This is a genomic window from Streptomyces sp. yr375 (assembly GCF_900110755.1).
In the GTDB taxonomy this organism is placed as follows: domain Bacteria; phylum Actinomycetota; class Actinomycetes; order Streptomycetales; family Streptomycetaceae; genus Streptomyces.
In genome coordinates this window covers 1-25241 of sequence record NZ_FOFF01000063.1, presented here as the reverse complement: position 1 = coordinate 25241, position 25241 = coordinate 1, and the positions used below count along the sequence as shown (strand labels likewise).

Below are 25241 nucleotides of genomic sequence, written 5' to 3'. Positions count from 1 at the left end.
GCCTTCACTCCTATGGCCACATGGCGAGCACGGCTTCAAGAGTCAACTTCCACATCGGCTCGGCTCCGGTGCCGAAGGCCGCAGCGAGCGCGTATCCGATGGCCGCGTCGCGGGGCTCCGGGGCGGCGTCCGGCTCCCATTCGGCCGTCACCTCCCCGTCTCCGGTCGACGTGAAGGCACCGATGACCACGCCGTCCCGTGACAGGCGGCTGCTGCCAAGGGAATCGGGCACCAACCGGTGCCCGGATCCCGTCTCCTCGGACCCGACGTCCACGCGGTAGGACCGGCGGGTCAGGAAACCCTTGGCAGGGCGCAGGGTCACGGCCGTGTCGTCGACCGTCATGATCAGGCACTGCGGGTCGCGCGTACCGATCGGCACATGGCTCTCCAGCGGTGTACCGGCGGCCCGCGTCATCTCGGCCCGCGGAAGACCACCGCCATCGACAACCAAAGCCCCGTTCTCATGGTCCAGTTCGATGCCGATCGAACCGAAGAGCGGATCGTCGGCGCACACTTGTGTGAACGAGTACATCAACAACTCCTTGCTTCGTGATCACCCTGTTGATCAATGTTCAGGCCAGCTTCCGGCAAGTCGTCGGACGTTGGGTGATTTTCCAGTCGGCAGGCCCTCGCCATGGGGAGCTGCCGCAGTGCGGCCAGTTTGTCTCTCTGCTCCGTCAACCGTCAGCTGCATGCCTCTCGACGACGCACGACCTCCGGCCAGCGCCGTCAGGGCCGCCGCACCCCTACAGGAGAGCGCCGTCCGGCTTGTAGTGGCATTTCCTGTGGAAGCTGGAGGCCTGAGGCGGAAGTACCCACCCATGCTGCGCTGGTTCCGCGCCGGTCCATGCTGAACGCGTACTCGCCAGGAACGCTGTGCCACAAGGGAACAACAGGCAGCAGTGCGGCCCACCAGCCGATCCTGACCCTGTGCCCCGATCGGCTACTGAGTGGGTTCACAGCTTGATCAACTCCAGGACCCGAGCTGGACGTGAGACCTATCGGCATCGGACAGTCCCACCGCTCGCGATCGCCCCATCGAAGACGATCGCACTTCACCCGTCGGTCCCGGGCCAGCGACAGCCCCCTGATGGAACGTCACGCACGCCTGTCCACCGGTTGTCCACCGAAACCGACCGCGTATGCCTGACCCGCCCCTCCTAAATGAGCAAAAGCCCAGCTCAGAGGCTCAAGCCGTCTACACGGTCACGGAAACCAAACCCCCGACCCACGCATTACGATGCACAGACCCCAGAGGCGCAACTTGGGTCGATTTCAAGGTCATCCGAAACAAGAAACCCCAGGTCAAAGGCTTGACCTGGGGTTCACCATGGAGCCGCCTTCGGGATTCGAACCCGAGACCTACGCATTACGAGACCATGAGCGATCGTGTTGCGTGGAGCCTCATCGTGCTACGTGGTGGCGTTTTTCCTGATCGGAGCAGGTGCAACAGGTTGACCCGTGTGGCATCGTGCTGCACCGTCCAAAGGCGTCTGCCCACGGGCTGTCCACCGGTGGGCCTGTCACCGGCCCACCAGCGAGACCGCCGCTGGGCTGCCAGCGGTGCTGCCGACCGGCCGGAGAGACGAGCCGAGGTCACTGTCGGACCTCTACAAGCCATCCGCCAGTGGGTTCCTCCACGGATGCCTGCCTGGTAGCACCTCAACCCCAGCCGCTACCTGCCCGGCCCTGGCGCGGATGTGTTCCGCCGGGGTTGCCGTCGGGGTGCTGGTTGATCCAGCCCAGGCCGCCGATGTCGAGTCGGTGCCGGGCGCGGGTGACGGCGACGTAGGCGAGCCGGGCTTCGGCGACATCGACCTTCACGAGAACCGACCCTGTCATGCCGCACGTCTTGATCTACGGTGCCATCAGTCACCCACGACGGGGAGGGCCCGTGGAGCAGACAAGTACAGCGCTCGCCGAGCGAATTGCCGAGCGGAGAAGGGGAGTCGGTGACCCTCGGGCGCTGGTCGGTGAGATGCGGCGTTCGGTCCTTCTGGTGCCGGTGGCCGCCGGAGGTCTGTGGTCGGCGTGGTCGGGCGGGGTGCGGTGGATCTGCGGGTTCACCGACGAGGCCGCGCTGGCCCGGTTCGCCCTGCATCACGGATCCGGTGATCAGCCCATGGACTACGCGGCGCTGCTGGGCGCGCGCATCGTCGACGAGGTCGTGCCGTCCCTGGACGAGCCCGCCGGTCTCGCCGTGGACATCGCCACCGAGGACGGGTCGATGTTCTTCCCGCCGGTCGTCGGTGTCGTTCCGGAGGCGGTCGCCGTCGACGCCGGTGCGAGGGAGGGACACGGTCATGGGTGATGAAGGAAAGGACCTTCAGTTCGGCAGGGAAGCCGTCGCCAAATTCACCCAGGGCGTGGGCGCGACCATCGACGAGCTCGGTGAACTCGGCGGCGCCACCGGGTCGGTGATGGGAAAGGGCTTCTCGGGGCTGTCCATGACAGGGATGGAGGCCGGGCACCACGGCCTCTCGGTCGACTTCGAGGACTTCAGCGAGCGCTGGGAGTGGGGTGTGCGGGCCCTGGTGAGCGACGCCAGCGCGCTCGCGAACCTCCTGGGCCTGGCGGCGGGCACCCAGTGGGAGCACGACCAGTACGTGGCGGGCTCACTGAAGGTGGGCGTCAACTCCCTGATGGGCGGCAATCCGCACGCCACCGAGGAGGAGATCGCCCGGCAGGACTGGGGCGACGTCTTCACGCCGGACTACCTGAACCCCGACTGGAGCGCCGAGTCGTTCGACGAGGCCGGTCAGGACATCGAGCAGACGTGGAAGGACACAGGCCGCACGGTCCTCACCGAGGGCCAGGGCGGCCAGCGGTCGCAGATACTCAACGACGCGCTCGGTATCTCCGACGACCAGTGGAACCAGGCGCTGGACGAGACCTTCGGCCCGTCGCCGGAGGAGCGCGCCCAGCAGGCCCAGCAGCAGGGTGACTCCGGGGGGAACTGACCATGGGCATCGGCGACTTCATCAGTGACATCACGCCCGACTCGGTCGAGGACGCGGTCGAGGGCGGCGTCGAGTGGGTCGGCAACCGGGTCGAGGACGCGGGCAATTGGACCGCCGACCGGCTGGATGACGTCGGCTGGGAGTCGGGCGCGGACTGGGTGCGCGAGCAGTCCCGTTCGGTCGCCAACCGGATGGGCGCCGAGGTCGACGAGATGGACCTCGGGCAGACCGAGGACAAGACCAAGCTGATCTACGGCAGCCCGGGCAAGCTCGACGCCACCGCCACGAAACTGCGGGCGTTCCAAACGGCGTTCGACAACGCCGGCGTGGGCCTGAAGGGCCTGGACTCCTCCCGGCTCAAGGGCGAGACGGCCGAGGCGCTGCGGACAGCCGTGGGCACCCAGCCGCCCAAGTGGTTCACCGGGGCGGACGCCTGCGAGAACGCGGCCGCCGCGCTGGAGGCGTTCGCCGACACCGTCACCTGGGCGCAAGGGCAGGCGCAGACGGCGATCGACAAGTGGAAGGAAGGCACCAAAGCCTCCGAGGACGCCGCCGACGCCCACCGCAAGAAAGTCGACGACTACAACAGCGCCGTCGACCGCTACAACGCCCAGCCCGCCGACAAACGCGATCCTTCCGCACTGCCATCCAAGCCGGCGGCGACGTTCGAGGACCCCGGCACCAAGCTGATGCAAGAGGCCCAGAACATCCTCGCCGATGCCCGCACGCAGCGGAACACGGCAGCGGAGACAGCGCGCACGGCGGTCCGCGCCGCCCGCGACATGGCCCCGGAGAAGCCGTCGTACGCCGACCAGTTGAGCGACGGGGTGCAGGAACTGCAGATCATGGGTGACCACGTCGGCGGCGGCCTCATCAAGGGCACGGCCGGCATCCTGAACTTCGTCCGCTCGGTCAACCCCATGGACCCGTACAACCTCACCCACCCGGCCGAGTACGCCATGTCCCTCAACAGCCTGGCCGCGGGGCTGGTGGTGGCCGCCAACGACCCGGTGGGCACCGGCAAGCAGATGGTCGGCGACTTCATGAAGGACCCGTCGGAGGGGTTCGGCCGGCTGCTGCCCGACATCGCGCTGACCGTGGCCACCGGCGGGGGCGGCGCCGCGGTGAAGGGCGTACGCATCGCCGAGGAGGCGTCCGACCTCGCAAAAGCGCGCCGGCTGCTCGACGACGCCCCGGACGGCACCCACAGCCGGCCGGACGGCGAGCGCCCCGCCGACGGCACCGACCCGGTGGACCTGGCCACGGGCCGGATGTACCTGCCCCAGACCGACGTCGAACTCCCCGGCATCCTGCCGCTGGTCTTCACCCGCCGCACCGAGTCCGGCTGCGCGGTCGGCCGCTTCCTGGGACCCGCCTGGACCTCCACCGTCGACGAGCGTCTGCAGATCGACGCCATCGGGGTCGTCCACGTCACCGCCGACGGACTCCTGATCCCGTACCCGCACCCGGTCCCCGGCGCGCCCACCACGCCGGAAACGGGCAGGGCCCGCACCCTGCTGGCCCGCGACGCCGACGGCGACTACACGCTCACCGCCCCCGACAGCGGCCTGACCTTCCGCTTCACCGCCCCCTCCGGCAGCGAACCGGGCGGAGACGGCACGGCCTGGCTGTCGGGCATCACCGAACGCAACGGCCACACCATCACCGTCGACCGCGCCGAGGACGGCCTGCCGCAGGCCCTGGTCCACTCGGCGGGCCATCAGGTGAAGCTGTCCCTCGCCGACGGCCTGGTCACCGCCCTGTCCCTGGCCGGCGCGGGCGAAGGAGGCGCGGACCTGCCCCTGATGAGCTACGGCTACCAGGACGGCGACCTCACCACGGTCACCAAGCCGTCCGGCGCCACCACCACCTTCGTCTACGACGACCGCCGCCGCGTCATCGCCTGGATCGACTCCAACGCAAGCCGCTACGACTACGTCTACGACGACCACGACCGCGTCGTCTCCGAGGGTGGCGAGGCCGGCCACGTCCAGATCACCCTCGCCTACACCGAACCTGCCCCCGAGACGGGCCACCGCACCACCACGCTCACCACCGCCGACGGGCACACGACGCGCCACCTGTTCGGCCCCGGCTGCCGTCTCCTGGCCGTCACCGACCCCCTCGGCCACACCACCCGATTCACCTACGACCCACGCGGCAACCTCCGCACCCGCACCGACCCCCTGGGCCTCACCACCGCCTTCTCCTACGACGAGGACGACCGGCTCGTCTCCGCCACCCGCCCCGACGGAAGCGAACTGCACACCGTACGCGGCCCGTTCGGCCTGCCGGTGGAGGTCGTCGGGCCGGACGGCGCCCGCATGGTCCACGAGTACGACGAACGCGGCAACCGCACTGCGGCCACCGACCAGGCCGGCTCCACCACCCGCTACACCTACGACCACGCAGGCCGGCTCGCCTCGGTCACCGACGCCCTCGGGGCCACGACACACGTGGCGTGCGACGCGGCGGGGCTGCCCATGGAGGTGACCGACCAGGCCGGCTCCACGACCCGCACCGAGCGGGACGCTCTCGGCAGGCCGGTCCGCGTCACCGATCCGGTGGGCGGCGTCACCCGCCTTCAGTGGCACGCCGACGGGCAGCTCGCCCACCGCACCGGCCCCGACGGAACCACGGAATCGTGGGGCTACGACGGCGAGGGCAACCTGCTCACCCACACCGACGCGTCCGGCGGCGCCACCCGCTTCGAGTACACCCACTTCGACCTGCCGGCCGCCCGCACCCGCCCCGACGGCGCCCGCTACGAGTTCGAGCACGACGCCGAGCTGCGCCTCACCCGCGTCACCAACCCGCAAGGGCTGACCTGGACGTACGAGTACGACGCCGCCGGCAACGTCCTCTCCGAGACCGACTTCGACGGCCGCACCCTCAGCTACCGGGTGGACGCCGCGGGCCGGCTCGCCGCCCGCGTCGACGCGCTCGGCGGGACCATCTCGTTCGAGCGTGACCAGCTCGGCCAGGTGGTCCGCAAGGACGTGGACGGCCGCGTGACGACCTACGGCTACGACCGGGCCGGACACCTGCTGGAGGCCGCCGGGCCGGGCGGCGAACTCCGCTACCAGTACGACCGCCGTGGGAAGGTCAAGACCGAGCTGGTGGACGGCCGTCCCGTCTCCTACTCCTACGACGCCCTGGGCCGCCGCACGAAACGCACCACACCTACCGGTCACGTCACCTCCTACGCCTACGGCGCCGACGGACTCCCCTCACGGCTGACCACGGGCGGCCGGCGGGTCGACTTCGCCCACGACGCCGCCGGCCGCGAGCTCACCCGCGTCTTCGGCGACGCGATCACCATGACCTCCGCCTGGGACGAGGCCGGACGGCTCGCCGGACAGCACATCACCGCCGGAACACGCGCCGTCAACAGCCGCGCCTACACCTACCGCGCCGACGGTCACCTGATCTCCCTCGCCGACCGGCTGTCGGGCACCCGCACCTTCGACCTCGACCGCGCGGGCCGCGTCACCGCCGTCCACGCCCAGGACTGGACGGAGACGTACGCCTACGACGACGCCGGCAACCAGACCTCGGCATCCTGGCCGTCCCGCCACCCGGGCCACGAGGCCACCGGACCGCGCTCCTACACCGGCACCACCATCACCCGGGCCGGAGACATCCGCTTCGAACACGACGCACTCGGCCGGGTCGTCCTGCGGCAGAAGACCCGTCTCTCCCGCAAGCCCGACACCTGGCGCTACGAGTGGGACACGGAGAACCGCCTCACGTCCGTCACCACCCCCGACGGGACACGATGGAGGTACCGCTACGACCCCCTGGGCCGCCGCAGCGCGAAACAGCGCCTGACGGCCGACGGCGAGAGCGTGGCGGAGGAGATCCGCTTCACCTGGGACGGCCTCACCCTGTGCGAACAGACCAGCCACCAGCCGGACGCCCCGAACACGGTCGCCCTCACCTGGGACCACCGGGACGTCGTCCCCCTGGCCCAGACCGAGCGCATCCTCACGGCCGACGACCGCCAGGAGGAGATCGACCGCCGGTTCTTCGCCATCGCCACCGACCTCGTCGGCACCCCCACCGAACTCATCGACGAGACCGGCGACATCGCGTGGCGCACCCGGACCACGCTCTGGGGCACCACCGCCTGGTCCCGGGACAGCAGCGCCTACACCCCACTCCGTTTCCCCGGCCAGTACTACGACCCCGAGACCGGCCTCCACTACAACTACTTTCGCCACTACGACCCGGAGACCGGCCGCTACACCTCCCCCGACCCCCTGGGCCTCGCTCCTGCCCCGAACCCCGTCGCGTACGTGGACAACCCGCACAGCGGGTGTGACCCGCTGGGCCTCATGCCCAATTACACGAAGGAGGAGAAGGCCAAGAAACGGCTCGACAAGATCGTGGACGGAATCGTCGAGAGAGCACAGGACGGCGGGTTCAAGAAGCGCCACGACTACCACGGGGACACGATGCACGGTATGAGCGACGAACGGGTTCTGGACATCCTGAAGAACCCGGACGCGGTGTACCAGTCGACGGGCACGTCCGGAAGACTCACGTTCCGGCAGGGCGAGGACATCGTCGTGACTGATGGGCCCGGGAACACGCAGGGCCAGGCCATCACGGCGTACGGACCGTCGGGCATCAAGGGCGATTCCGGGGTTGAGGCACTCGGCGGCAAACCCACGGACCCCGGTGCACCGGTGACCCACGAGGACATCGTGGAGGGCAGGATTCCTGCCAAGGGCGGCTATCTGGCCCCAGCAGTGCAGATCAGATGAGGCGGGAATGACCATGAAACTGTCCTTCGACGGCGACTGGCGCGCAACAGTGACGGACGATCCGCTGCACGTCACCCCCCGCTTCGCGGGCAACTCCGTGTACGTCGCGGACTATGCGAACGTGAAGGAACGTGAGCGCTTCCTTGTGGCCACCTTCGGCAGCAAGGAGTGGCTGTGGGACGCCCCTGACACCCTCCGGTTCGCCCCGGACAGCCGGAAGCTGGTCGGGGCCGAACTCCGGATGCCGTACGTCTCCGCGTACCACGAGACGTCCGTTCGCGTTCCCGTCATGCCCGCACTACGCCAGGGCGGGCTCCGCGCCGACGAGGTGCGGGACTTCCGGCATGAGATGTGCACGGTGCTGTGCCGCGCTCCCGGGGACGCCGTGTTGACCTGTCTGCGCGACCTCGACGTCCTCGACGAGCCGCTGGAGGCCTGTATCGGCATCGCCCCAGACGTGGCGCTCCTCGTCCAGCACGGAACTGTCGTCGGCTGGAATCTGACCGACCCGGTCCGGTACCTGACGACTGGGTTCGCCGCCCCGGATCCCGCCCCGCCGTCCGACACCACGCGTCGGCTGCTCAACGAGTGCCTGGACCTGATCACCACGCCGGTGGTCGACGACCTGGTGGACGGAGAACCGGCCGCCCTGGCCCGCCTTCGGGCCGCCGACGAAGCCCTGCGTAACCAACAACAGGACCGGCACCGGGCCGACGCCCTGCTCGACCTCATCGCCACCATGGTCGAGGACTACGGAAACTGGTGACCGAGGTCGACACTGGGCGTTTCCGTGCTGTGAAGGCGCTGGGGATGAGGTCGCATGCACCATGAGAATCACCATCGCCGACAACTGGACCGCGACGGTGACGGGCGATCCGCTGCGCATCAGCCCACGTTTCGATTTTCGGGACTTCAGTCTGCGCATCGCCAGGTTCGCAAACGTCGAGGAACGCGGGCAGTTCCTTCTGGACACCTTTGGCAGTCAGCCGTGGCTGTGGGACACGCCTGACGAGCTCCGGTTCGATCAGGCGGGCCGGGAACTGGTCGGCGCCGAGTTTCAGATCGCCGGTGAGGCCGCCGATGCCGCAGACGCAGACTCTGCCCGCCTTCCCGCCACACCCCCCGGCCGCCCGGGCGGCCTTCTCGCGGACGAGGCGCCCAGGACTTCCGCCTGGAAGTGACCACGGAGCTCTGCCGCGCCCCCCGCAGACACCGTGCTCACCTGCCTACGCGACCTCGACGTCTTGGACGAGCCGCTGGAGGCCCGCATCGGCATCGCCTCAGACGTGGCGCTCCTCGTCCAGCACGGCACCGTCGTGGGCTGGAGCCTCAGCGACCCCGCGCGGTACCTGACCACCGGATTCGCCGCCCCCGCCCTGACTCCCCCGCGCAGGCCACCCGGCTCCTGCTCACCGAATGCCTGGACCTGATCACCACGCCGCTGCTCGACGAGGTACGGGACCGGGCTCCAGCCGCCCTGGACCGGCTCCGGGCAATGGCCCAAGCCCTGCGCGACCAGCGCGAGGACCGGCACCGCGTCGACGCCCTGCTCTCGCTCATCAGTGACCTGGTCGAGAACTACGCCGACCGGCCGACCGGGCAGAAGCCGTGAACCACCGGCCTGCCCCGCCCAGGGCAACGACCCGGCCGGGCGACACGACGCTACCCGGTTCCCGTGCCGTACGCGCACGGGAACCTACTCCTGAAAACCCTTGGCGCCCAGCTGACGGACACTCCGCCCGGGCTTCCCCCACACGCCTCGCTCCCAACATCTCCGAGGTGCTGGTCGGTGACATCACGGACCGGGCCGGATTCGCGGCAGTTGCCCGGTCCCTTCGGAAACGAGCAGTGGCTGTGGTCGGACGACGACCTTCTGCTCGACAAGGAGAGCCGGGGGCTGAGTACGCAGTGATGATGCCCGCCTGCCGCTCGTCGCCCCGCACAATGACGGACCGCACGACTTGGGCGCCAGAGCCTGAAGAGCTGGTCTCGCCCTGAACTGGGACGACGCTCCCGCATGCACCGACGCAGCCGCTCCTTCGAGGTTCTTGCCCCCGATCGGCTACTGCGTGCGCTCACGGCCCGTCATCGCCAGGGCCTGAGCCGGACGTGAGATCTGTCCGCAGCGGACAGCCCCGACGACTCCTACCGTCCCATCGGAGACCAGTCGATTTCACCCATCGACCCAGGGCACCAAGAGTCCCCTGATGGAGAGTCACGCACACTTGTCCATCGGTTGTCCACCGAGGCTCTTCGCGCAAGCATGATCCACCCTCTGCGAGCAAGTAAATGACCAGGTCAGAGCGTTGGATCGTCGATCTCGTCACAGAACCCGAACCTCCGACCTACGCATTACGATGCAAAGACGGACGGTGCCCGATTTGCCGAGATTCCAAGGTCGCCCGAAACAAGAAACCCCAGGTCAAAGGCCTGACCTGGGGTTCACCTGGGAGCCGCCTTCGGGATTCGAACCCGAGACCTACGCATTACGAGACCATGAGCCATCATGTTGCGTGGTGCCTCATCGTGCTGTCCAGTGACGTTCTGCCTGATCAGAGCACGTGCGACTGGTTGCCCCGTGCTACCACGTGATGCACGGTCCAAAGGCGTCTGTCCACCGGCTGTCCACCGGTGGAGCTGCTGCAGAGCCGCCAGAGAGACCGCCCGAGCGCACAAGCGCAGCTATTCAGAGAACCAGCAGGACAACCAGGATGCCTTGTCGGGCCCACACAAACTGCGGTTGCCCGAGGATTCGCCCCAGAGGCGACACGTGCGCCTGAACCGTGCCAACTCGTGCTGAAAACATCAGCAGAAGGCCTGTCCCCTACACACGGAGGCAGAGCCGGCGGCTGGCGGCGGCTCTGCCTCGGGTGTGTGACGGTCGTCAGGTGGGGGTGCCTTCGATCACGTGATAGTCCGGCATGCCCGTGGGGACCGGCACGGCCACGGTCGCCGAGAGGGCGAAGCCTGCCGCGTCGAGCAGGTCAGCGTACTCGTCCCGGGTGCGCTCCCGCCCGCCGGTGAAGACCAGGTTGTTGAGGTCCGTGAGCCCGTACGCGGCGGACTCGTCCGGAGTCAGGACCGGTGGCATGAGCGTCTCCACCAGGAGCAGCCGGCTTGTCGGGGTCATTCCCGCACGGCAGTTGCGCAGCAGCGCGGTCGCCTTCTCGTCGCCCCAGTCGCGGACGACGTTGTTCAGGACGAAGGCGTCGGCTCCGGCCGCTACCGGCTTCGTGAGGTCGCCGACCACGACCTCGCACCGGTCCGCGACGCCCGCCGCGCCCAGTACGGCTGTCGCCCGCTCCAGTGCGTCCGGCTGGTCGTAGAACACCCCCCGCAGGTCCGGCACCGCGCCGAGGACCGCCGCGATCAAGGTGCCCTCGTCACCACCGAAGTCGGCGACCGTGCGGAACTGCGAGAAGTCGTATGCGCCGACGACCCCGGACGCGAACTCACGGGCCGCCTGCGCCATGCCCGCGCGCAGCTTCGCCGACAGTTCCGGGTGCCGCAGCATCGCCTCGTGGGCCGTCAGGCCGGTGCCGGGATCCCGGGCGGGCTCTCCGCTCCGCACGACAGCCGACAGCTCGCCCCAGGCCCGCCACAGCTCCGGGGCGGCGGAGATCACGATGTCGTCCCGCTCGGAGACCGGCACGTCGGCCCTCAGCCGGTTGCCGAGCTCCGTGAGGGAGAAGCGCTCGGTGTCGTGCTGGGTGACCACGCCCAGTCCGGCGAGTGCCCTGAGCAGTCTGCGCAGGGCTGCCGGGTCCGTGCCCGTCTCCTTGGCGACGCTCTGGTAGGCACGCGGACCGTCTCCGAGCACGTCGGCGACGCCCAGTTCCGCGGCGGCGTAGAGCACTTGCGCGGGCACGTAGCCGAGCGTCATCTGGGTCAGCGACTGTTCCATGGGGGCGGATTCCGCTTCCCCTCCGTTGGCGGACAAGCCTTTTCCTCTCAAGAGGTGCGCAGAGTGAGCGTGTTGACCCCGATCATGTCGGGAGTCGGGAAGAACGTGGGCGGGGTGGCCGGGTCGGCCTTGAGCACCGGGAAGCGGTCGAACAGGGCGTTCAGCGCGATACGGCCCTCGAGCCGGGCCAGCCCGGCTCCGATGCAGAAGTGGATACCGCGGCCGAAGCCGAAGTGCGGGTTGGGATCCCGCGCGGGGTTGTACGTCTCGGGGTCGTCGAACTGGCGGGGATCACGGTTCCCCGCACCCAGCCAGAGCATGACGATCTGATCCTTGGGAATGAGCTGCCCGGCGATCTCCACATCTGCGCTGGTTCCCCGGGCGAGCGCCGCCGACGGGGACAGCAGCCGCAGCGCCTCCTCGATGGCGCCCGGCACCAGTGACCTGTCCGCACGGACCTTCGCGGCCACCTCCGGGTAGGCGTCCAGGCACAGTGCCGTGTTGCCGAGCAGCATGGTGGTGGTGATGTGGCCCGTTACGAGCAGAATGTTCGCGACGTTCACGATCTCGTTGTCGGTGAGGCGTTCACCGTCGACCTCGGCCGAGGCCAGATGCGTGAGCAGGTCCTCGCGAGGGTTGCGCCGGCGCTCGGTGACATGCCCGGCCATGTAGTCCAGCAGCGGCCGCAGTCGGTCCGTGGCATCGCGAACGTCCTTCTCGCCCTGCTCGCTGTCGTCGAGGAACGAGAACCCGCTGAAGCCCTCGATGATGTCGTCTGCCCACTTCTTGAACAGATCGCGGTCACTGGCCGGGACGCCGAGCAGCTCGGCGATGACGATGACCGGCAGCGGGTATGCGAGATCGGCGGCGATCTCGATCTCGGGCTTGCCGTCCACCGCGTCGAGCAGTTCGCCAGTGATCGTGGCGATCCGCGATTCCATGGCAGCGACGAGCTTGGGGGTGAACGCCCGGCTGACGAGTTGCCGGTACTTGCGGTGGATGGGCGGGTCCATCTGCGACATGTCGCCCTCGAGTAGCGGGGCGTCGACAGAGACGGGAAGGAGATGCGCCAGGTTGGACGTGAACGTCCCGTGGTTGTTGAGTATTTCCAGCGCCTCGGGATATCCGTAGACGTTCCACACGCCCTGGGCCTCGTCGAACTCCACTGGAGACGGGGGCCGTTGTCCGCGCAGCCAGAGATGGTCGGGGTGAATGTTCCACCGGTCGACGACAGTCGTCATCACGTTTCTCCTTATTGAAGTCCTACGGATTGCTGCGTGACGACCTACTGGGTGACGACGGGGAGTGTGGCCACGCCGCTGGCATCCACCACCTGCAGGAACGACGGCGGGTTCGCCGGGTCGGTCCGCAGAGTGGGCAAGCGGTCCAGCAGGATTTCCACTGCCGCCTTGCTTTCCATTCGGGCCAACTGCCGGCCCACGCAGAAATGGATGCCGCGCCCCAGACCGAGGTGCGCGTTGGGGGATCGCCCCGCGTCGAACATGTCCGGGTTCTCGAATTGCCGCTCGTCGCGGTTGGCCGCTCCGGTCCACACGATGAGCAACTGGTCCTTGGGGATGACCTGTCCGGCCACTTCCACATCGGTGTTGGTCGCCCGGCCGACACCGCAGATCGGGCTCATGTACCGCATGGATTCCTCGAGCAGCGGCGGCACCAGCGAACGGTCCGCCCGCACACGCGCCCCCTGATCGGGGAAGGCGTCCATGCACAGCACGGTGTTGGCAATCAGCATGGCCGTGGTGAGGTGACCGTTGACCAGCAGCCGGTTGGCGATGTTTGAGATCTGACTGTCATTCAGCCGCTCACCGTCCACCTCCGCGTGCACGAGCTGGCTGATCAGATCCTCACGGGGACGCTTCCTGCTCTCGGCGGCCCGCTCGTGCCAGTAATCGCGCATCTCCCAGAGCAGCTCCAGCTCCTTCTCGAGCTCCTGCTCCTGCTCCAGGACGGTCTCGGGCGACTCGAACTTCTCGGAGCCGTCGAGCATCTTGTCCATCCACTGCCGGAACAGGGCCCGGTCACTCGCCGGGACGCCCAGCAGATCGGAGATCATGATCAGCGGCAGCGGCGCCGCGAACTCCGCCACCAGATCGAACTGGCTCTTCCCCTCGATGTCATCGAGCAGTTCGTGGACGATCCCGTGCACCTGGGACTCGAGCTTGGCCACGAGACCCGGGGTGAACGCGTGATCGACAAGTCCGCGCAGCTTGCGGTGCTTCGGCGGGTCCGTGTGACTGAAGTCGCCCTCGACTATCGACTCGTCGAGCTTGATGGGGTCCAGCCGCATGGTGTCGCTGGAAAAGGTCTTGGGGTTGCCGAGTATCGCAGCCGACTCGGGATAACCGTAAACATTCCACAGCTGCAACTCTTCGTCATAGTCAACAATTTTTTCCGGCCGCTTTCCACGCAGCCAGAAATGGCCGGGATGGAACTCCCACTGGTCGACGGGCGGGGTCACAGGTGTGTCCTTCCGTGAAAGAGTCATGAATGCCGAGCCACTCCTGCAGCTGGCCCTTGCGCTGCATGCGGTGCCTATAGGCCGAATGCGACCGAGAGCGCTACGAGCGGTCGGGGCGTGAGGATGGGCGCCGAATTCAGCATGCTGCTCCAGTGTTCAAGCGCTTCCTGGCCGGTGTCAAGGTTCACTTGAGTTCTCCACGGCTCTTTCCTGTCCTGGCGACGGGACACGGTTCAGGGTGTGCGCGTGTTTGCTCCCGGAGGCGCAACTTGCCTTTATCACAGGGAAATTCCACTGTCGCGCCATCGCGCCGCACAGGACGTGGAATGGGTCAGCCGACCCGCTGCAGGGCCTTCTCCCGGCGCTCGGCCATGGTCGACCCGGACTCACGCCGGGCCATGCGGCGCAGCACGATGGGCGCGAGGACGAGACCGATGGCGGCCCAGGCTCCCAGCACGCCGACGGTCTCCAGATGGCGCCAGGAATCGGCGATCTCGACGGTGACCGCACTGTCGGGCAGCAATGCCGAACGCATGCCGAGTCCGAGCCAGTAGATCGGGAAGACCTGGGCGATCCATTGCACCCATTCCGGCATGGAGGTAACCGGGTAGAAGATCCCGGAGGTTCCGATCATCGCGAGGATCGGAAGCGTGAGCAGCCCCTGGCTGCGGGCACTGCTGAACACCGATCCCAGCACCGCGCCGATCGGCAGGGTGGCCACCAGGCCCAGAACCAGCACCCAGACCAGTGTGAGCCAGGAACTCAGGCTACCGATCGTGAGTCCGGGAATGATGAACAGGCCGGGTACGAGGAAGATCGCAAGGTCGACGATGACGCCGCCCGCCACCGAGATGATCTTGCCGATCAGATAGGCCGGCATCCCGTTCGGCGTCGCCTTGGCGCGCAGCAGGGTCCCGTCCTCCCGCTCTGCGGTGAGCAGCTGACTCATGGACACCATGGCCATCGCGGCGTTCATACCGAGGATGCCGGGCAGCACCAGGGTGCCGAGTTCGAATCCGGTGCTGCCGAAGGACACGTCCCGCAGGAAGAACGTCACGATCAGCATCAGCACGGGCCAGAAGAAGTGGTTGAACAGGTCCCCACCGTTGGTGAACGACTGGCGCAGTTCGATCAGGCCGCGGGACCAGCCCGCTCGCAGTGCTGTCTCGTTCATCGGGTCACGTCCCCTGGCTCACTCACGGCGTCTGTGTCTGCTGCGTGTTCACCGGCCGGCTGTCCTACCAGTGAGAGATAGGTGTCCTCGAGCGTCGCCTTCCGGACTTCGAGGTCCGTGATGTCCTCGCCGTACTGCCGGAACAACTCGAAGGCGAACTTGGTGGATTCGCCGGTCGAGCGCACGAAGTCGCGGCCGTCACGGGACCAGCGCACGGTGTCCTCGCCGACGATCCGCTCGGCGAGCTCCTGAACCGTACCGTCGGCGATGATCTGCCCGCCGTTGAGGATCATGATGCGGTCGGCGAGCTTCTGGGCCTCGTGCAGATCGTGGGTGGTCAGCACGATCGTTGTGTCCTGCTCATCGGCGAGACGGTCGACGAGGTCGTGGAACTCGCGCCGGGCCACGGGGTCGAGGCCGGCGGTGGGCTCGTCGAGGAAGAGCAGTTCGGGACGGCCCACGATGCCGACCGCGACGTCCAGCCTGCGGCGCTGACCGCCGGAGAGCATCCGGACCTTCTTGTCCGCCTGCGCGGTCAGCCCGACTGCGGCGACGAGCTCGTCCGGGTCCCACGGCCGCTTGATCTCCTCGGTGGAGTAGCGGGCGTAGTACATGCCGAGATGCGCCAGCAGCTCGCGCACCCGCCATCTGCCGTGGTCCCGCCACGACTGGAGCACCACACCGACCCGGGCCCGCCAGTGCTCGTCGCCGTGCGCCGGATCGGTGCCCAGCACCTCGACCCGGCCGGCCGACCGCATACGGAACCCCTCGAGGATCTCGAGCGTGGTGGTCTTGCCCGCCCCGTTCGGTCCGAGCAGGCACACCACCTCACCGTGGTGCACCCGGAGATTCACGTCCTTCAGGACCTCGGTCGTGCCGTAGCGCATGCGCAAGCCATCGACATCCAGCACGACCCTCTCGCGCGTTGTCATAATTGATCCCTCATCTTCACGCGTGTCTCTCCGGGTGGGGGCCTGGTTCGGGTAGCGGCCCGGGAACCGCGGGGGATGTCGGTCCCCGGGCCGCCGGGGCCGCCGGCGGGATGTTGGTCATGCGTCCGCCGGGGCCCTGTCTCGTTGCGGCAGTGGCCGGTGAGCCGTCCGCTGCCGCGTTCGCGGAATCGTCAGGAGCGGCGGATGACGATGTCGCCGCTGTAGGTGCGGACGCGCACTTCGACGATCTCGTCGGACTTCGCGGGGCCGTCGACGACCTTCAGGGAGTTGCGGACCGCGCCGGACAGCGTGCTCACGTCCAGCTTCGCCGCGGTGCCTTCCTTGATGCCGATCTCGATCTCGGCGGACGAGGCCGTCACCACGACCGAGCCGCGGATGACCTCGCCGATCCGGATGCTGCCATGGGCGGTCTTGGCCTCGACGCTTCCGTGCGCCCGCTCGACATGGAAGTCGCCGTTCATCCCGGTCAGGCGCAGGTTTCCGGTGACGTCGCCGATTCTGGCCTCACCCTGGTCGTTGCCGATCAGAGCCGCTCCGTCGATCTCTTCGACGCGGACGCCTCCGGAGCCGTTGACGACCTTGGCGTTGCCGACGACCCGGGTCACATGGATCTCGCCCCGGGACGTGGTGAGCCGGAGCGGTCCGGTCTCCTGCAGGCGGATGTCACTCTGCGCGGCCTCGAACCGGCACTCGCCGAGGCGGCCTTCGCCGCGCAGCGTCACCCAGGACGAACTGCCGCGCACATGGGACCCCTCGGGCAGCTCGATCACGACGTCGACGGAGCCGGCGCGGCGCGACATGCCGGGCCAGAGGAGCATCTGCGCCGACGCCTTGATCTGCAACTTGCCCTGCGCGTAGTCGATCTTCGCCCCTTCCGCGGCCTTGACGTCGGCGGCATTGGAGCTGTCCGTCGGGCGGACGTCGACGACCGTGTCGGTCCGTCGGCTCGCCGTGATGGCGATATCGCCCGTGGAGATCTCGATCCTGGCGGAGATCGGTTCGGGGGTGTCGAAAGTGGGCATGTCAGCCTTCCGTGGTGAGCCGCTTGCGTGTGCGCTACCGCACCCAGCCGACGTTGTACTGGTCCCCCGGTGGCGCTCGCCGCTCGGAGCGGCCGGCGCGGTTGAGGGTCGCGGTGACGGCCCGGACGAGCCAGGCATTGACCGAGATCCCTTCCCGGCCGGCGGCTTCTTCGATCCGCGCCTTGAGGTGCTCGGGCAGGCGGAAGTTGATACGCGCCGGGGCGCCCTCCTCCTCAGCCGTCGGGATCACGATGCCGTTTCCGGAGGATGGGTCGCCGGTCAAAAAGTCCTCGATACCGAGGCCGGATGTCGGCGGCGTCATCACGAAGGTCGGTTCCACGCCACGCAGACGAAGGTCGACCGCCCCGGGCGCGAGATCACGGGAGATCTCGTCCGCGGCGGTCGACAGGGCGTCCAGCAGGGTGAGCCGGACGGACGCGTCCAGCGGGGGCACAAGGCGCTCCGCCACCCCGAGGCTCTCCTCGCCGATGGCCTCCGCCGCGAGCAGGAACTCGCGACGGAGGTGGTCGACGTATGGCGTCAAATTCATAACGCCATAGTGGCACACAAGTGGCGCCACACACAAGCGATTGCCGCCACGGACAGCCAGGGGCAGACAATCTGCGCAGCATCTGCCTCATTTTCGATGGCAACCAGGCTGCGCCACGATGGCGTCACCCTGGCCGCTTCTGACCGGCTCGGCCCGACCGACCGTGACTACGACGACGAGGTCCGCAGCGGGAGTGTGCTGACGCCGGTCGTGTCGAAGCCCGGCATGAACGTCGGCGGCTTGTCCGGGTCGGTGAGCAGCTCCGGGAACCGGTCGAAGAGAAGGTTGAGCGCAACCCTCCCCTCCATCCTGGCCAGCGGACCGCCGAGGCAGAAGTGGATGCCCCTGCCGAACCCGAGGTGCGGGTTGGGCCCACGCGTCATGTCGAACACGTCCGGTTCGGCGAACTGGCGGACGTCACGGTTCGCCGCCCCGTACCAGACCATGACCATCTGGTCGGCCGAGAGCCGCTGCCCGGCGATCTCCACCTCCCTGGTGGTGGCCCGGTACGTGGCCGCCACCGGGCTCAGAAACCGCATCGACTCCTCGAGCAGACCCGGCACGAGCGAGCGGTCCTCCCGGACGCGCGCGGCCTGGTCGGGATAACTGTCCAGGCACAGAACCGTGTTGCCGATCAGCATCGTGGTCGTCAGGTACCCCGCGATCAGCAGCATCTTCGCGAAGTTGATGATGTGGTTGTCGGTCAGCCGCCCGCCGTTGAGATCCGCCTGGATGAGCCTGCCCAGCAGATCGTCCTGCGGCCGCCGCCGGCACTCAGCCGTGTGCTCGCGAAGGTACTCGAGCATCTTGCGCATCGGCGCCATGCTGGCCTCGAAGATGCGCTCCTGGTCCTCGGCATCGTCCTCCATCGACACATCACCGAGGCTGTGGACCATCTCCGTCATCCACCGCTCGAACAGATGGCGGTCGCTGCTCGGAATGGTCAGCAGCTCGGTCACCACGGTCACGGGGAGCGGGTACGCCAGACTGCTCATCAGGTCGAACTCGTCCTGGTCGGCCACCGCGTCGAGCAACTCGTGGGTGAGAGCGGTGATCCGCGGTTCGAGGTCGGCCACGACCTTCGGGGTGAAGGCGTGGCTCACCAGCTTGCGCAGCTCACGGTGGTCCGGCGGATCCGTCTGCAGCAGATCGCCTTCCGTGAACGACTCGTCTGCGCCCATGGGGAGCAGACGGGCCATGTGGGACGAGAACGTCCCCGGGTCACCGAGGACGTCGATCGCCTCGGGATAGCCGTAGACGTTCCACGCGTTCATCTTCTCGTCGAACTCAACCGGCTGCTCCGGTCGGCGCCCGTACAGCCAGAAGTGCTCGGGGTGGATACCCCATCGCTCGGCCGGAGTTGTCATGGGAATTCTCCTTCAACGCGTTCTGTCAGTCCCCGGCCATGGCCTCACGCAGGCTCCTCGGCCGCATGTCGACCCAGTTCGCCTCCACGTATGCGAGGCATTCCTTCCGGCTGCTCTCGCCGAAGGCAATCCGCCAGCCGTCCGGCACCGGGGCGAAGGACGGCCACAGCGAATGCTGGTCCTCGTCGTTCACCAGCACGTGGAACCGGCCGTTGTCGTCGTCGAACGGGTTGGTGCTCATTCGTTGATTCCTTTCTCATGGGCGCCGGATCGCCGGGCAGCGATCGAGTGCGCGATCTCGCCGCTGCGGACGGCTATGTTCGAGAGGAGCGACGACGCGAGCCCGTGCGTGTGCTCCGTCCCGCCCTGCAGATAGATCCCGCAGTCGAGTTCCGGGGTCGTGACCAGCCGGTAGTCGCGGCAGACGCGGTGCCGGCCCTGGGTGTCGTGGACGCAGTAGGCGTCGAGCTCGCCGAGGATCTCGGCCGGGTCCATCGGGTCGTAGCCGGTGGCGCAGACCAGGACGTCGACGTCCAGGTCGTAGGACTCCTCGCTGACCAGCGAGTGCACAGTGATGCGGGTTTCGCTGCCGACTCGCTTGACGTCGACCACCCGGGCCAGGTTGAGGAACTCCAGCCGGTCACCCTTGCTGAAATCCTCCTCGTAGGCCCGCTCGTACAGGCCCCGGATCACCTCGTCGTCGACCACCGAGTAATTCGTGTTCTTGTGGTAGTGCCATACGGCGTCCTTGGACCTTTGCGAGCCGTGGTAGTAGCTGTCCACGGCACCGGGGTCGAACACCTGGTTCGCGAACGGGGTGTCGTCGGCGATGGAGTAGCCGTAGGACGGGACGATCGCGGACACCTTGGCGTCCGGCAGGCTGTCGTAGAGGAACCTGACGATCTCGGCGGCACTCTGGCCGCCTCCGACGACCGCCACCCGTTTCAGCTCACCGCTGTTCCGCCGACGGAAGTTGTGCAGGAACTGTGAGCTGTGCCAGACGAATTCGTCGGGTTCCAGACCGACAGGCATCCTGGGGACCAGCCCGGTGGAGATGACGACGTTCCGCGCGTCGACCTGACGCGAGTCGCCGGCCGCGTCGCGCACCGTGACCCGTACGCGGTCGGCGGCCCCCGGTCCGGCAGCCGGTGCCGGTCCGATCGCGGTCACCTCCGAGTTGTAGGTGACCGGCTGCGTCAGCTTCGACTCGGCCCACTCGAGGTAGTCGTGGAACTCCCGCCGGGTGGGGAAGAAGTCCTGGTTGTTGACGAACCTCGTGAGCCGCCCCACGTCGTGCAGATAGGAGATGAAGCTGAAATTCGACGCCGGATTGCGGAACGTGGCCAGGTCCTTCAGGAAGGAGACCTGCATCTTTGCCGACGGCAGCAGCATTCCGCGATGCCAGCCGAGAGACGGCTGGCGTTCGAAGAACGCGGATGTGACGGGATCCGGGCTCTCTTCCAGGGCCACGGCGAGCGACAGGTTGGACGGTCCGAACCCGACGCCCACGACGTCGAGGATTTCTGGTTCACGCGATTCCATTGCTGTGTCCCCTCAGTGAAAAGCCGAACTGACCTGGCCCCGCCCGCGCGGTCGCCCCCCTCAGTCCCCGGCGAGTTCTTGGCTGATGATCTTGCAGATCTCGGCTGCCGGTCCCGGCAGGTACAGGTCCTCATGGGCACTGTGGATATCGTGCTGGTGCAGGGCACCGAGGATGTACGGACGCCACAGATCCGCGTACGAACCTTCCGGTTTCGGCACCGCGTTGAAGAGCAGGGCGTCACCGCGGTAGGTGGGCACGGCGAACTCGGGTAAGAGGGCGGTGTAGTTGACGCCGATCGCCACCGCGTTGTCCACGAACGACTCGTAGTCGTCCGCGCCCGCCAGGCTTGTCAGGTGTTCCGCGAAGTAGTCGCGGAACTCGGTCTCGGTGGGCAGCGGCCGGCCGGCCAAGTAGCTGCTGGGAACGCTGTCCAGCAGGGCCAGCAGGGCCACTTCGTGCCCGCGCCGCTGGAGTTCGGCGGCCATCGCGTGCGCGAGCGTGCCGCCGCTGGAGAGCCCCATGAGGTGGAACGGGCCCTCGGGCTGGACGGCCAGCACCTCTGCCACGTAGTCGGCGATCATCGCCTCGATCGACTCGGGCAGCGCTGCCGTCCCGTCGAAGCCCTTCGCCTGTATGCCGTGGACCGGTCGGTCCTCGGGGAGCAAGGTGGCGAAGCCCAGATACGGCCAGCTCAGTCCGCCACCGGGGTGGATCCACCACAGCGGCTCTCTGTGCCCGTCGCTCTTGAGGGTCAGCACCGGAGCGAACGGATCCGCGCCCTCGGCCAGTCCGTTGCCCGATTCCAGATACGCGGCCAGCTCCGCGACGGTGGGCGACTGGAAGACGACGCGTATCGGCATCTCGGCACCCAGCACCGCGCGGATGCGGGTGATGAGCCGGTTGACCAGCAGAGAGTGACCGCCGAGGGCGAAGAAGCTGTCGGTGACACCCACCTGGTCGAGGCCCAGTACCTCGGCGAACAGACCGCACAGGATGGCTTCCCGCGTGGTCCGCGGTGCCTGGCCGGTCGAGGTGCCCGCGTAGTCCGGAGCCGGCAGCGCACGCCGGTCCAGTTTCTTGCTGGCGGTCAACGGCACCTCGTCGATGATCATGATCGCGGACGGCACCATGTGCTTCGGCAGCCGTTCGTGCAGACGGCTGCGCAGCTCGGCCGGGTCGGCACCGTCCGCACCCGGCACCACGTACCCGGCCAGCCGCCGGTCGCCCGGCCGGTCGTCGACCACGACGACGGCCTCCTCGACCTGCGGGAGCGCGCGCAGCGCCGATTCGATCTCGCCGAGTTCGATCCGGAAGCCGCGGATCTTCACCTGCTCGTCCGTCCGGCCCCGGAAGACCAGGTCCCCGTCCGGCGTCCAGGCGACCACGTCACCAGTCCGGTACATCCGCTCGCCGGACCTGCCGAACGGGCAAGCCACGAACCGTCCGGCCGTCAGATCCGGCCGGCCGACGTAGGCACGCGCCACGCCCGGCCCCGCGATGTACAGCTCTCCGGCTACCCCGGGCAGTACCGGCCGGAGGGCGTCGTCGAGTACGTACACCCGGGTGTTGGCGATAGGGCGGCCGATCGGGCGGGCACCGCCGTCCCCCACGAGCGGCATGCTCATGGTGGCGCAGACCGTGATCTCCGTCGGCCCGTAGACGTTCACCATGCGTCGGCCGGAGGACCAGGCGGCGACCAGCTCCGGCGGGGCCATCTCGCCGCCGATCACCAGGCAGGTCACGGTGGAGAACGATGCGACGGGCATCGCCGCGAGCATCGTGGGCGTGATCTGCACGTGCGTCACCCGGTGCGCGTCCACCGTTTCAGCCAAGGGCTTCCCGGGCACGAGCCGCTCGGCGTCGGCCAGCACCACGCTCGCTCCTGACAGCAGTGCGGTGAACACCTCGCACAGCGACACGTCGAAGCTCGGTGAGACGAGCTGGAGCATGCGGCTGTCCGCGGTCATCTCGAGCCTGTCCACGTGCGAGGCCACCAGGGACGCCATTCCGCGGTGCGTGACGGCGACTCCCTTGGGCCTGCCCGTCGAGCCGGACGTGTAGATGACGTAGGCGGTGTTGTCGACAACAGCGGTGCTCTTGACGGCGCTGCCGTCGGCGCGTGGCAGCGGCTCGTCCACCCGCAGTCCGGGCACCGGCAGTTCGGACAGAGCTGCCTCGGTCGTCGCGTCCACGAGGGAGAGGCAGGCCCCGGAGTCCGACACCATGAGCGCGATCCGGTCCGCCGGAACGGCGGAGTCGACGGGCAGGTACGCGCCGCCGGCCTTCAGTACGGCCAGCAACGCGACCACCAGGTCCGGCGATCGCCGGACCGACACCGCCACCACCGACTCCTGCCCCACACCGCGCCGGATCAGTTCATGGGCCAGCTCGTTCGACCGGGTGTCGACCTCCTCGTAGGTCAGCGCTGTGTCCTCGAAGAACACCGCGACCGCGTCCGGTGTCGCGGTGACCTGGCGGGCGAACTGTTCCGTGACGGTTCCCTCGGACACGGGCACAGCGGTGTCGTTGGCCTCGATCAGCAACCGGTTCCGTTCGGCGGGCAGCAGCCCATCGACCAGCCCGAGCGGTACGTCCGGGTCCGCCGCGACATGGCCCAGGATCCGCGCAAAGCGTTCGGCGATGCCCTCGGCGGTGTCCTGGTCGAACAGGGACCGCTGGTACTGCATGGCCACCCGCAAATAAGGATCGGCCGTGGCCGCGATGCCGAGCGGGTAGTGGGTGCCGTTCGCCGCGCTGACCCGCGTGACGGAGATACCGGCAGCCGTGTTCGCCTCCGTGATGGCGGTGCGGTCGACGGGGAAGGACTCGAAGACGACGACGCTGTCGAACAGGACGGGCAGGCCGGTCGCGCGCTGGATGTCGGCCAGCCCGTGGTGGTGATGGTCCAGGAGCGCGGCCTGCCGGCTCTGCAGCGTGTTGAGCATCCGGCCCAGCGTGTCCCAGGGGGACAGCCGGACGCGTACCGGCAAGGTGTTGATGAACAGGCCGACCATCGAGTCCGCGTCCGGCACGGCCGGCGGCCTTCCCGACACGGTCGTGCCGAACACCACGTCCCGCTGTCCGGTCAGACCGGCGAGCACCATCGCCCAGGCACCCTGCAGCAGGGTATTCAGGGTGACGCCCAACTCGGCGGCCCGTCGCGACAGTTCCTGGGAGACCTCCGGGGACAGCGGGACCTCCAGGTGCCCGGCGCCGCCCTGATCGGCCTCGGCCGGGGTGTCCGGGGCGAGGAGCGTGGGTTCGTCGACCCCGTCGAGCTCGGCGGCCCACGCCCGCTCGGAGGCTGCACGGTCCTGCCGCGAAAGCCAGGTCAGGAAGTCCCGGTACCCACGCACCCGCGGCAGTACGGAGGCATCGCCGCCCGAGCCGTAGAGGCGCAGCAGGTCCTGGGTTAGCAGCGGCAGCGACCATCCGTCGAACAGCACATGGTGTGCGGTGAAGACCAGTTCGGCCTCCGCCGGGCCGGTCAGTACCAGCGACATGCGCAGCAACGGCGGTGCGGCCGGGTCGAAGTGGGCGGCCTGGTCGTCGGCCAGGAGCCGCTGGAACGCCGCGTCCTGCTGTTCCTCGTCCAGACCACGCAGATCGAACTCATGCCACGGCAGCTCGACACCGTCCCGCAGGAGCTGCACTCGGTCGCCGGCCAGATCGCTGACGAACGCCGTGCGCAGATTGGCGTGCCTGTCGAGCAGGGCCTGCCCTGCCGCGCGCAGCCGGGCCGGGTCCACCTCGCCGGTCAGATGGTGCACGAGCTGTACGTGGTAGGGGTCGCAGCCGGAATCGGCGAGCTGGGACTCGAACAGCAGTCCGGACTGCAGATCCGTGAGCGGCCAGATGTCGCTCAGCCCCGGGTACTGCTTCTCCCAGGCCTCGATCTCGCTCTGGCGCACCGACACCAGCGGTACGTCGGACGGGGTCAGCCCGCCCGCTCCCGGCGTCGCGACATGACGGGCCAGACCCTCCAGTCCGCCGCTCCACAGGTCCGCCAGCTCCTGCACCTCTTCGTGAGTGAGCAGGCCGGTGGGGAAGTCGAACCGGGCCTCCAGCTCCGGGCCCTGCGCCCAGTCGGTGACGAACGCGTTGATGTCCACCGTCGCCATGGCGGGCATGCCGGGATCGGACGCCGTGACGAGTCCGGCCGCGTCGGCGGCCTCCGTCCAGCCGAGGCCCTGGAGGTGCTCGGGCATGTCGGAGGAGGAGAAGCGGCCGAGGTAGTTGAAGGCGATCTGGCCGGTCGAGTGGGGCGCGAGGACCGCGCCGGTCTCGTCGTTGAGATACCTCAGCAGCCCATAGCCCAGGCCCTTGTCCGGGATGGCGAGCAGCTGCTCCTTGACCGCCTTGATCACCGTGCCCGCGGCGGGCCCGCCCGCGAACGCCTCGTCGAGATCCGCACCCCCGACATCGAGGCGTACGGGGAACATGCTCGTGAACCAGCCGACCGTACGAGACAGATCGGCGCCCGGTACGACGTCCTCCTCGCGGCCGTGCCCCTCCAGCCG

Annotated in this window: 20 protein-coding genes; 7 read left to right on the top strand and 13 right to left on the bottom strand. The window is 68.3% G+C overall.

The annotated features are described in order from the left end of the window. Nucleotides 1-10 precede the first annotated feature (10 nt). The gene (locus tag BMZ82_RS35995) at nucleotides 11-532 is read right to left on the bottom strand and encodes a hypothetical protein (protein WP_093781607.1); all 522 of its coding nucleotides are present in this window, start codon (nucleotides 530-532) and stop codon (nucleotides 11-13) included. A 1130-nt stretch (nucleotides 533-1662) separates the two neighbouring features. Then, nucleotides 1663-1842, bottom strand: coding sequence for a hypothetical protein (locus BMZ82_RS40435; RefSeq protein WP_143098975.1), 180 nt, complete (start codon nucleotides 1840-1842; stop codon nucleotides 1663-1665). A 136-nt stretch (nucleotides 1843-1978) separates the two neighbouring features. Here BMZ82_RS40435 and BMZ82_RS35990 point away from each other — a divergent pair, with 136 nt between their 5' ends. The 7 genes from BMZ82_RS35990 (at nucleotide 1979) to BMZ82_RS42345 (ending at nucleotide 9641) form a co-directional block, all read left to right on the top strand. Beyond that, the gene (locus BMZ82_RS35990; RefSeq protein ID WP_371271348.1) at nucleotides 1979-2311 is read left to right on the top strand and encodes an SseB family protein; all 333 of its coding nucleotides are present in this window, start codon (nucleotides 1979-1981) and stop codon (nucleotides 2309-2311) included. After that, nucleotides 2304-2960, top strand: a complete 657-nt coding sequence (locus BMZ82_RS35985; RefSeq protein WP_093781605.1) for a hypothetical protein — start codon at nucleotides 2304-2306, stop codon at nucleotides 2958-2960. The genes BMZ82_RS35990 and BMZ82_RS35985 overlap by 8 nt, the downstream gene beginning before the upstream one ends. 2 nt (nucleotides 2961-2962) lie before the next feature. Next, complete coding sequence (locus BMZ82_RS35980; protein WP_093781604.1) at nucleotides 2963-7729, top strand: putative T7SS-secreted protein; 4767 nt, start codon at nucleotides 2963-2965, stop codon at nucleotides 7727-7729. Between the two features lie 7 nt (nucleotides 7730-7736). Further along, on the top strand, nucleotides 7737-8495 hold the full coding sequence (locus BMZ82_RS35975) for a hypothetical protein (RefSeq protein ID WP_256252289.1): 759 nt from the start codon (nucleotides 7737-7739) through the stop codon (nucleotides 8493-8495). A 61-nt stretch (nucleotides 8496-8556) separates the two neighbouring features. Then, a complete protein-coding gene (locus BMZ82_RS42355) occupies nucleotides 8557-8910 on the top strand; it encodes a hypothetical protein (protein ID WP_256252288.1) in 354 nt (117 codons plus the stop codon). 63 nt (nucleotides 8911-8973) lie between these two features. Further along, entirely contained in the window at nucleotides 8974-9159 is a 186-nt protein-coding gene (locus BMZ82_RS42350) for a hypothetical protein (protein ID WP_256252287.1), read from the top strand. Between the two features lie 359 nt (nucleotides 9160-9518). Then, complete coding sequence (locus tag BMZ82_RS42345; protein ID WP_256252286.1) at nucleotides 9519-9641, top strand: hypothetical protein; 123 nt, start codon at nucleotides 9519-9521, stop codon at nucleotides 9639-9641. A 972-nt stretch (nucleotides 9642-10613) separates the two neighbouring features. On the opposite strand, the gene BMZ82_RS35965 is transcribed toward BMZ82_RS42345, so the two are convergent. From BMZ82_RS35965 to BMZ82_RS35915, 11 genes are all read right to left on the bottom strand, one after another. Next, nucleotides 10614-11633: a methyltransferase gene (locus tag BMZ82_RS35965; protein ID WP_093781603.1), complete on the bottom strand. Its 1020-nt coding sequence runs from the start codon at nucleotides 11631-11633 to the stop codon at nucleotides 10614-10616. 47 nt (nucleotides 11634-11680) lie between these two features. Further along, a complete protein-coding gene (locus BMZ82_RS35960; RefSeq protein WP_093781602.1) occupies nucleotides 11681-12874 on the bottom strand; it encodes a cytochrome P450 in 1194 nt (397 codons plus the stop codon). Nucleotides 12875-12918: 44 nt separating this feature from the next. Next, entirely contained in the window at nucleotides 12919-14112 is a 1194-nt protein-coding gene (locus BMZ82_RS35955) for a cytochrome P450 (RefSeq protein WP_093781601.1), read from the bottom strand. Nucleotides 14113-14443: 331 nt separating this feature from the next. Beyond that, nucleotides 14444-15286 (bottom strand): ABC transporter permease, encoded by an 843-nt coding sequence (locus BMZ82_RS35950; protein WP_093781600.1) that lies wholly within the window; start codon nucleotides 15284-15286, stop codon nucleotides 14444-14446. Further along, nucleotides 15283-16173: an ABC transporter ATP-binding protein gene (locus BMZ82_RS35945; RefSeq protein WP_305729232.1), complete on the bottom strand. Its 891-nt coding sequence runs from the start codon at nucleotides 16171-16173 to the stop codon at nucleotides 15283-15285. The genes BMZ82_RS35950 and BMZ82_RS35945 overlap by 4 nt, the downstream gene beginning before the upstream one ends. A 236-nt stretch (nucleotides 16174-16409) precedes the next feature. Next, complete coding sequence (locus BMZ82_RS35940) at nucleotides 16410-17261, bottom strand: DUF4097 family beta strand repeat-containing protein (protein WP_093781598.1); 852 nt, start codon at nucleotides 17259-17261, stop codon at nucleotides 16410-16412. A 34-nt stretch (nucleotides 17262-17295) separates the two neighbouring features. Continuing rightward, nucleotides 17296-17811: a toxin-antitoxin system HicB family antitoxin gene (locus tag BMZ82_RS35935; protein ID WP_093781597.1), complete on the bottom strand. Its 516-nt coding sequence runs from the start codon at nucleotides 17809-17811 to the stop codon at nucleotides 17296-17298. A 167-nt stretch (nucleotides 17812-17978) separates the two neighbouring features. Beyond that, nucleotides 17979-19178: a cytochrome P450 gene (locus BMZ82_RS35930; RefSeq protein ID WP_093781596.1), complete on the bottom strand. Its 1200-nt coding sequence runs from the start codon at nucleotides 19176-19178 to the stop codon at nucleotides 17979-17981. Nucleotides 19179-19203: 25 nt separating this feature from the next. Further along, nucleotides 19204-19419, bottom strand: a complete 216-nt coding sequence (locus tag BMZ82_RS35925) for an MbtH family protein (RefSeq protein ID WP_093781595.1) — start codon at nucleotides 19417-19419, stop codon at nucleotides 19204-19206. After that, on the bottom strand, nucleotides 19416-20720 hold the full coding sequence (locus BMZ82_RS35920) for a lysine N(6)-hydroxylase/L-ornithine N(5)-oxygenase family protein (protein ID WP_093781594.1): 1305 nt from the start codon (nucleotides 20718-20720) through the stop codon (nucleotides 19416-19418). Before BMZ82_RS35920 ends, BMZ82_RS35925 begins: the two co-directional genes overlap by 4 nt. Before the next feature lie 60 nt (nucleotides 20721-20780). Then, on the bottom strand, nucleotides 20781-25241 hold a 4461-nt coding region (locus tag BMZ82_RS35915), incomplete at its 5' end, for a non-ribosomal peptide synthetase (protein WP_093781593.1).

Excerpts from the sequence above, each read along its gene's own strand:
- BMZ82_RS35940 (WP_093781598.1), bottom strand. The coding sequence starts at position 17,261 with ATGCCCACTTTCGACACCCCCGAACCGATCTCCGCCAGGATCGAGATC.
- BMZ82_RS35960 (WP_093781602.1), bottom strand. The coding sequence starts at position 12,874 with ATGACGACTGTCGTCGACCGGTGGAACATTCACCCCGACCATCTCTGG.
- BMZ82_RS35920 (WP_093781594.1), bottom strand. The coding sequence starts at position 20,720 with ATGGAATCGCGTGAACCAGAAATCCTCGACGTCGTGGGCGTCGGGTTC.
- BMZ82_RS40435 (WP_143098975.1), bottom strand. The coding sequence starts at position 1,842 with ATGACAGGGTCGGTTCTCGTGAAGGTCGATGTCGCCGAAGCCCGGCTC.
- BMZ82_RS42355 (WP_256252288.1), top strand. The coding sequence starts at position 8,557 with ATGAGAATCACCATCGCCGACAACTGGACCGCGACGGTGACGGGCGAT.
- BMZ82_RS35925 (WP_093781595.1), bottom strand. The coding sequence starts at position 19,419 with ATGAGCACCAACCCGTTCGACGACGACAACGGCCGGTTCCACGTGCTG.
- BMZ82_RS35950 (WP_093781600.1), bottom strand. The coding sequence starts at position 15,286 with ATGAACGAGACAGCACTGCGAGCGGGCTGGTCCCGCGGCCTGATCGAA.
- BMZ82_RS35930 (WP_093781596.1), bottom strand. The coding sequence starts at position 19,178 with ATGACAACTCCGGCCGAGCGATGGGGTATCCACCCCGAGCACTTCTGG.
- BMZ82_RS35965 (WP_093781603.1), bottom strand. The coding sequence starts at position 11,633 with ATGGAACAGTCGCTGACCCAGATGACGCTCGGCTACGTGCCCGCGCAA.
- BMZ82_RS35990 (WP_371271348.1), top strand. The coding sequence starts at position 1,979 with ATGCGGCGTTCGGTCCTTCTGGTGCCGGTGGCCGCCGGAGGTCTGTGG.
- BMZ82_RS35935 (WP_093781597.1), bottom strand. The coding sequence starts at position 17,811 with ATGAATTTGACGCCATACGTCGACCACCTCCGTCGCGAGTTCCTGCTC.
- BMZ82_RS35995 (WP_093781607.1), bottom strand. The coding sequence starts at position 532 with ATGTACTCGTTCACACAAGTGTGCGCCGACGATCCGCTCTTCGGTTCG.
- BMZ82_RS35980 (WP_093781604.1), top strand. The coding sequence starts at position 2,963 with ATGGGCATCGGCGACTTCATCAGTGACATCACGCCCGACTCGGTCGAG.
- BMZ82_RS35975 (WP_256252289.1), top strand. The coding sequence starts at position 7,737 with ATGACCATGAAACTGTCCTTCGACGGCGACTGGCGCGCAACAGTGACG.
- BMZ82_RS35985 (WP_093781605.1), top strand. The coding sequence starts at position 2,304 with ATGGGTGATGAAGGAAAGGACCTTCAGTTCGGCAGGGAAGCCGTCGCC.
- BMZ82_RS35945 (WP_305729232.1), bottom strand. The coding sequence starts at position 16,173 with ATGCGCTACGGCACGACCGAGGTCCTGAAGGACGTGAATCTCCGGGTG.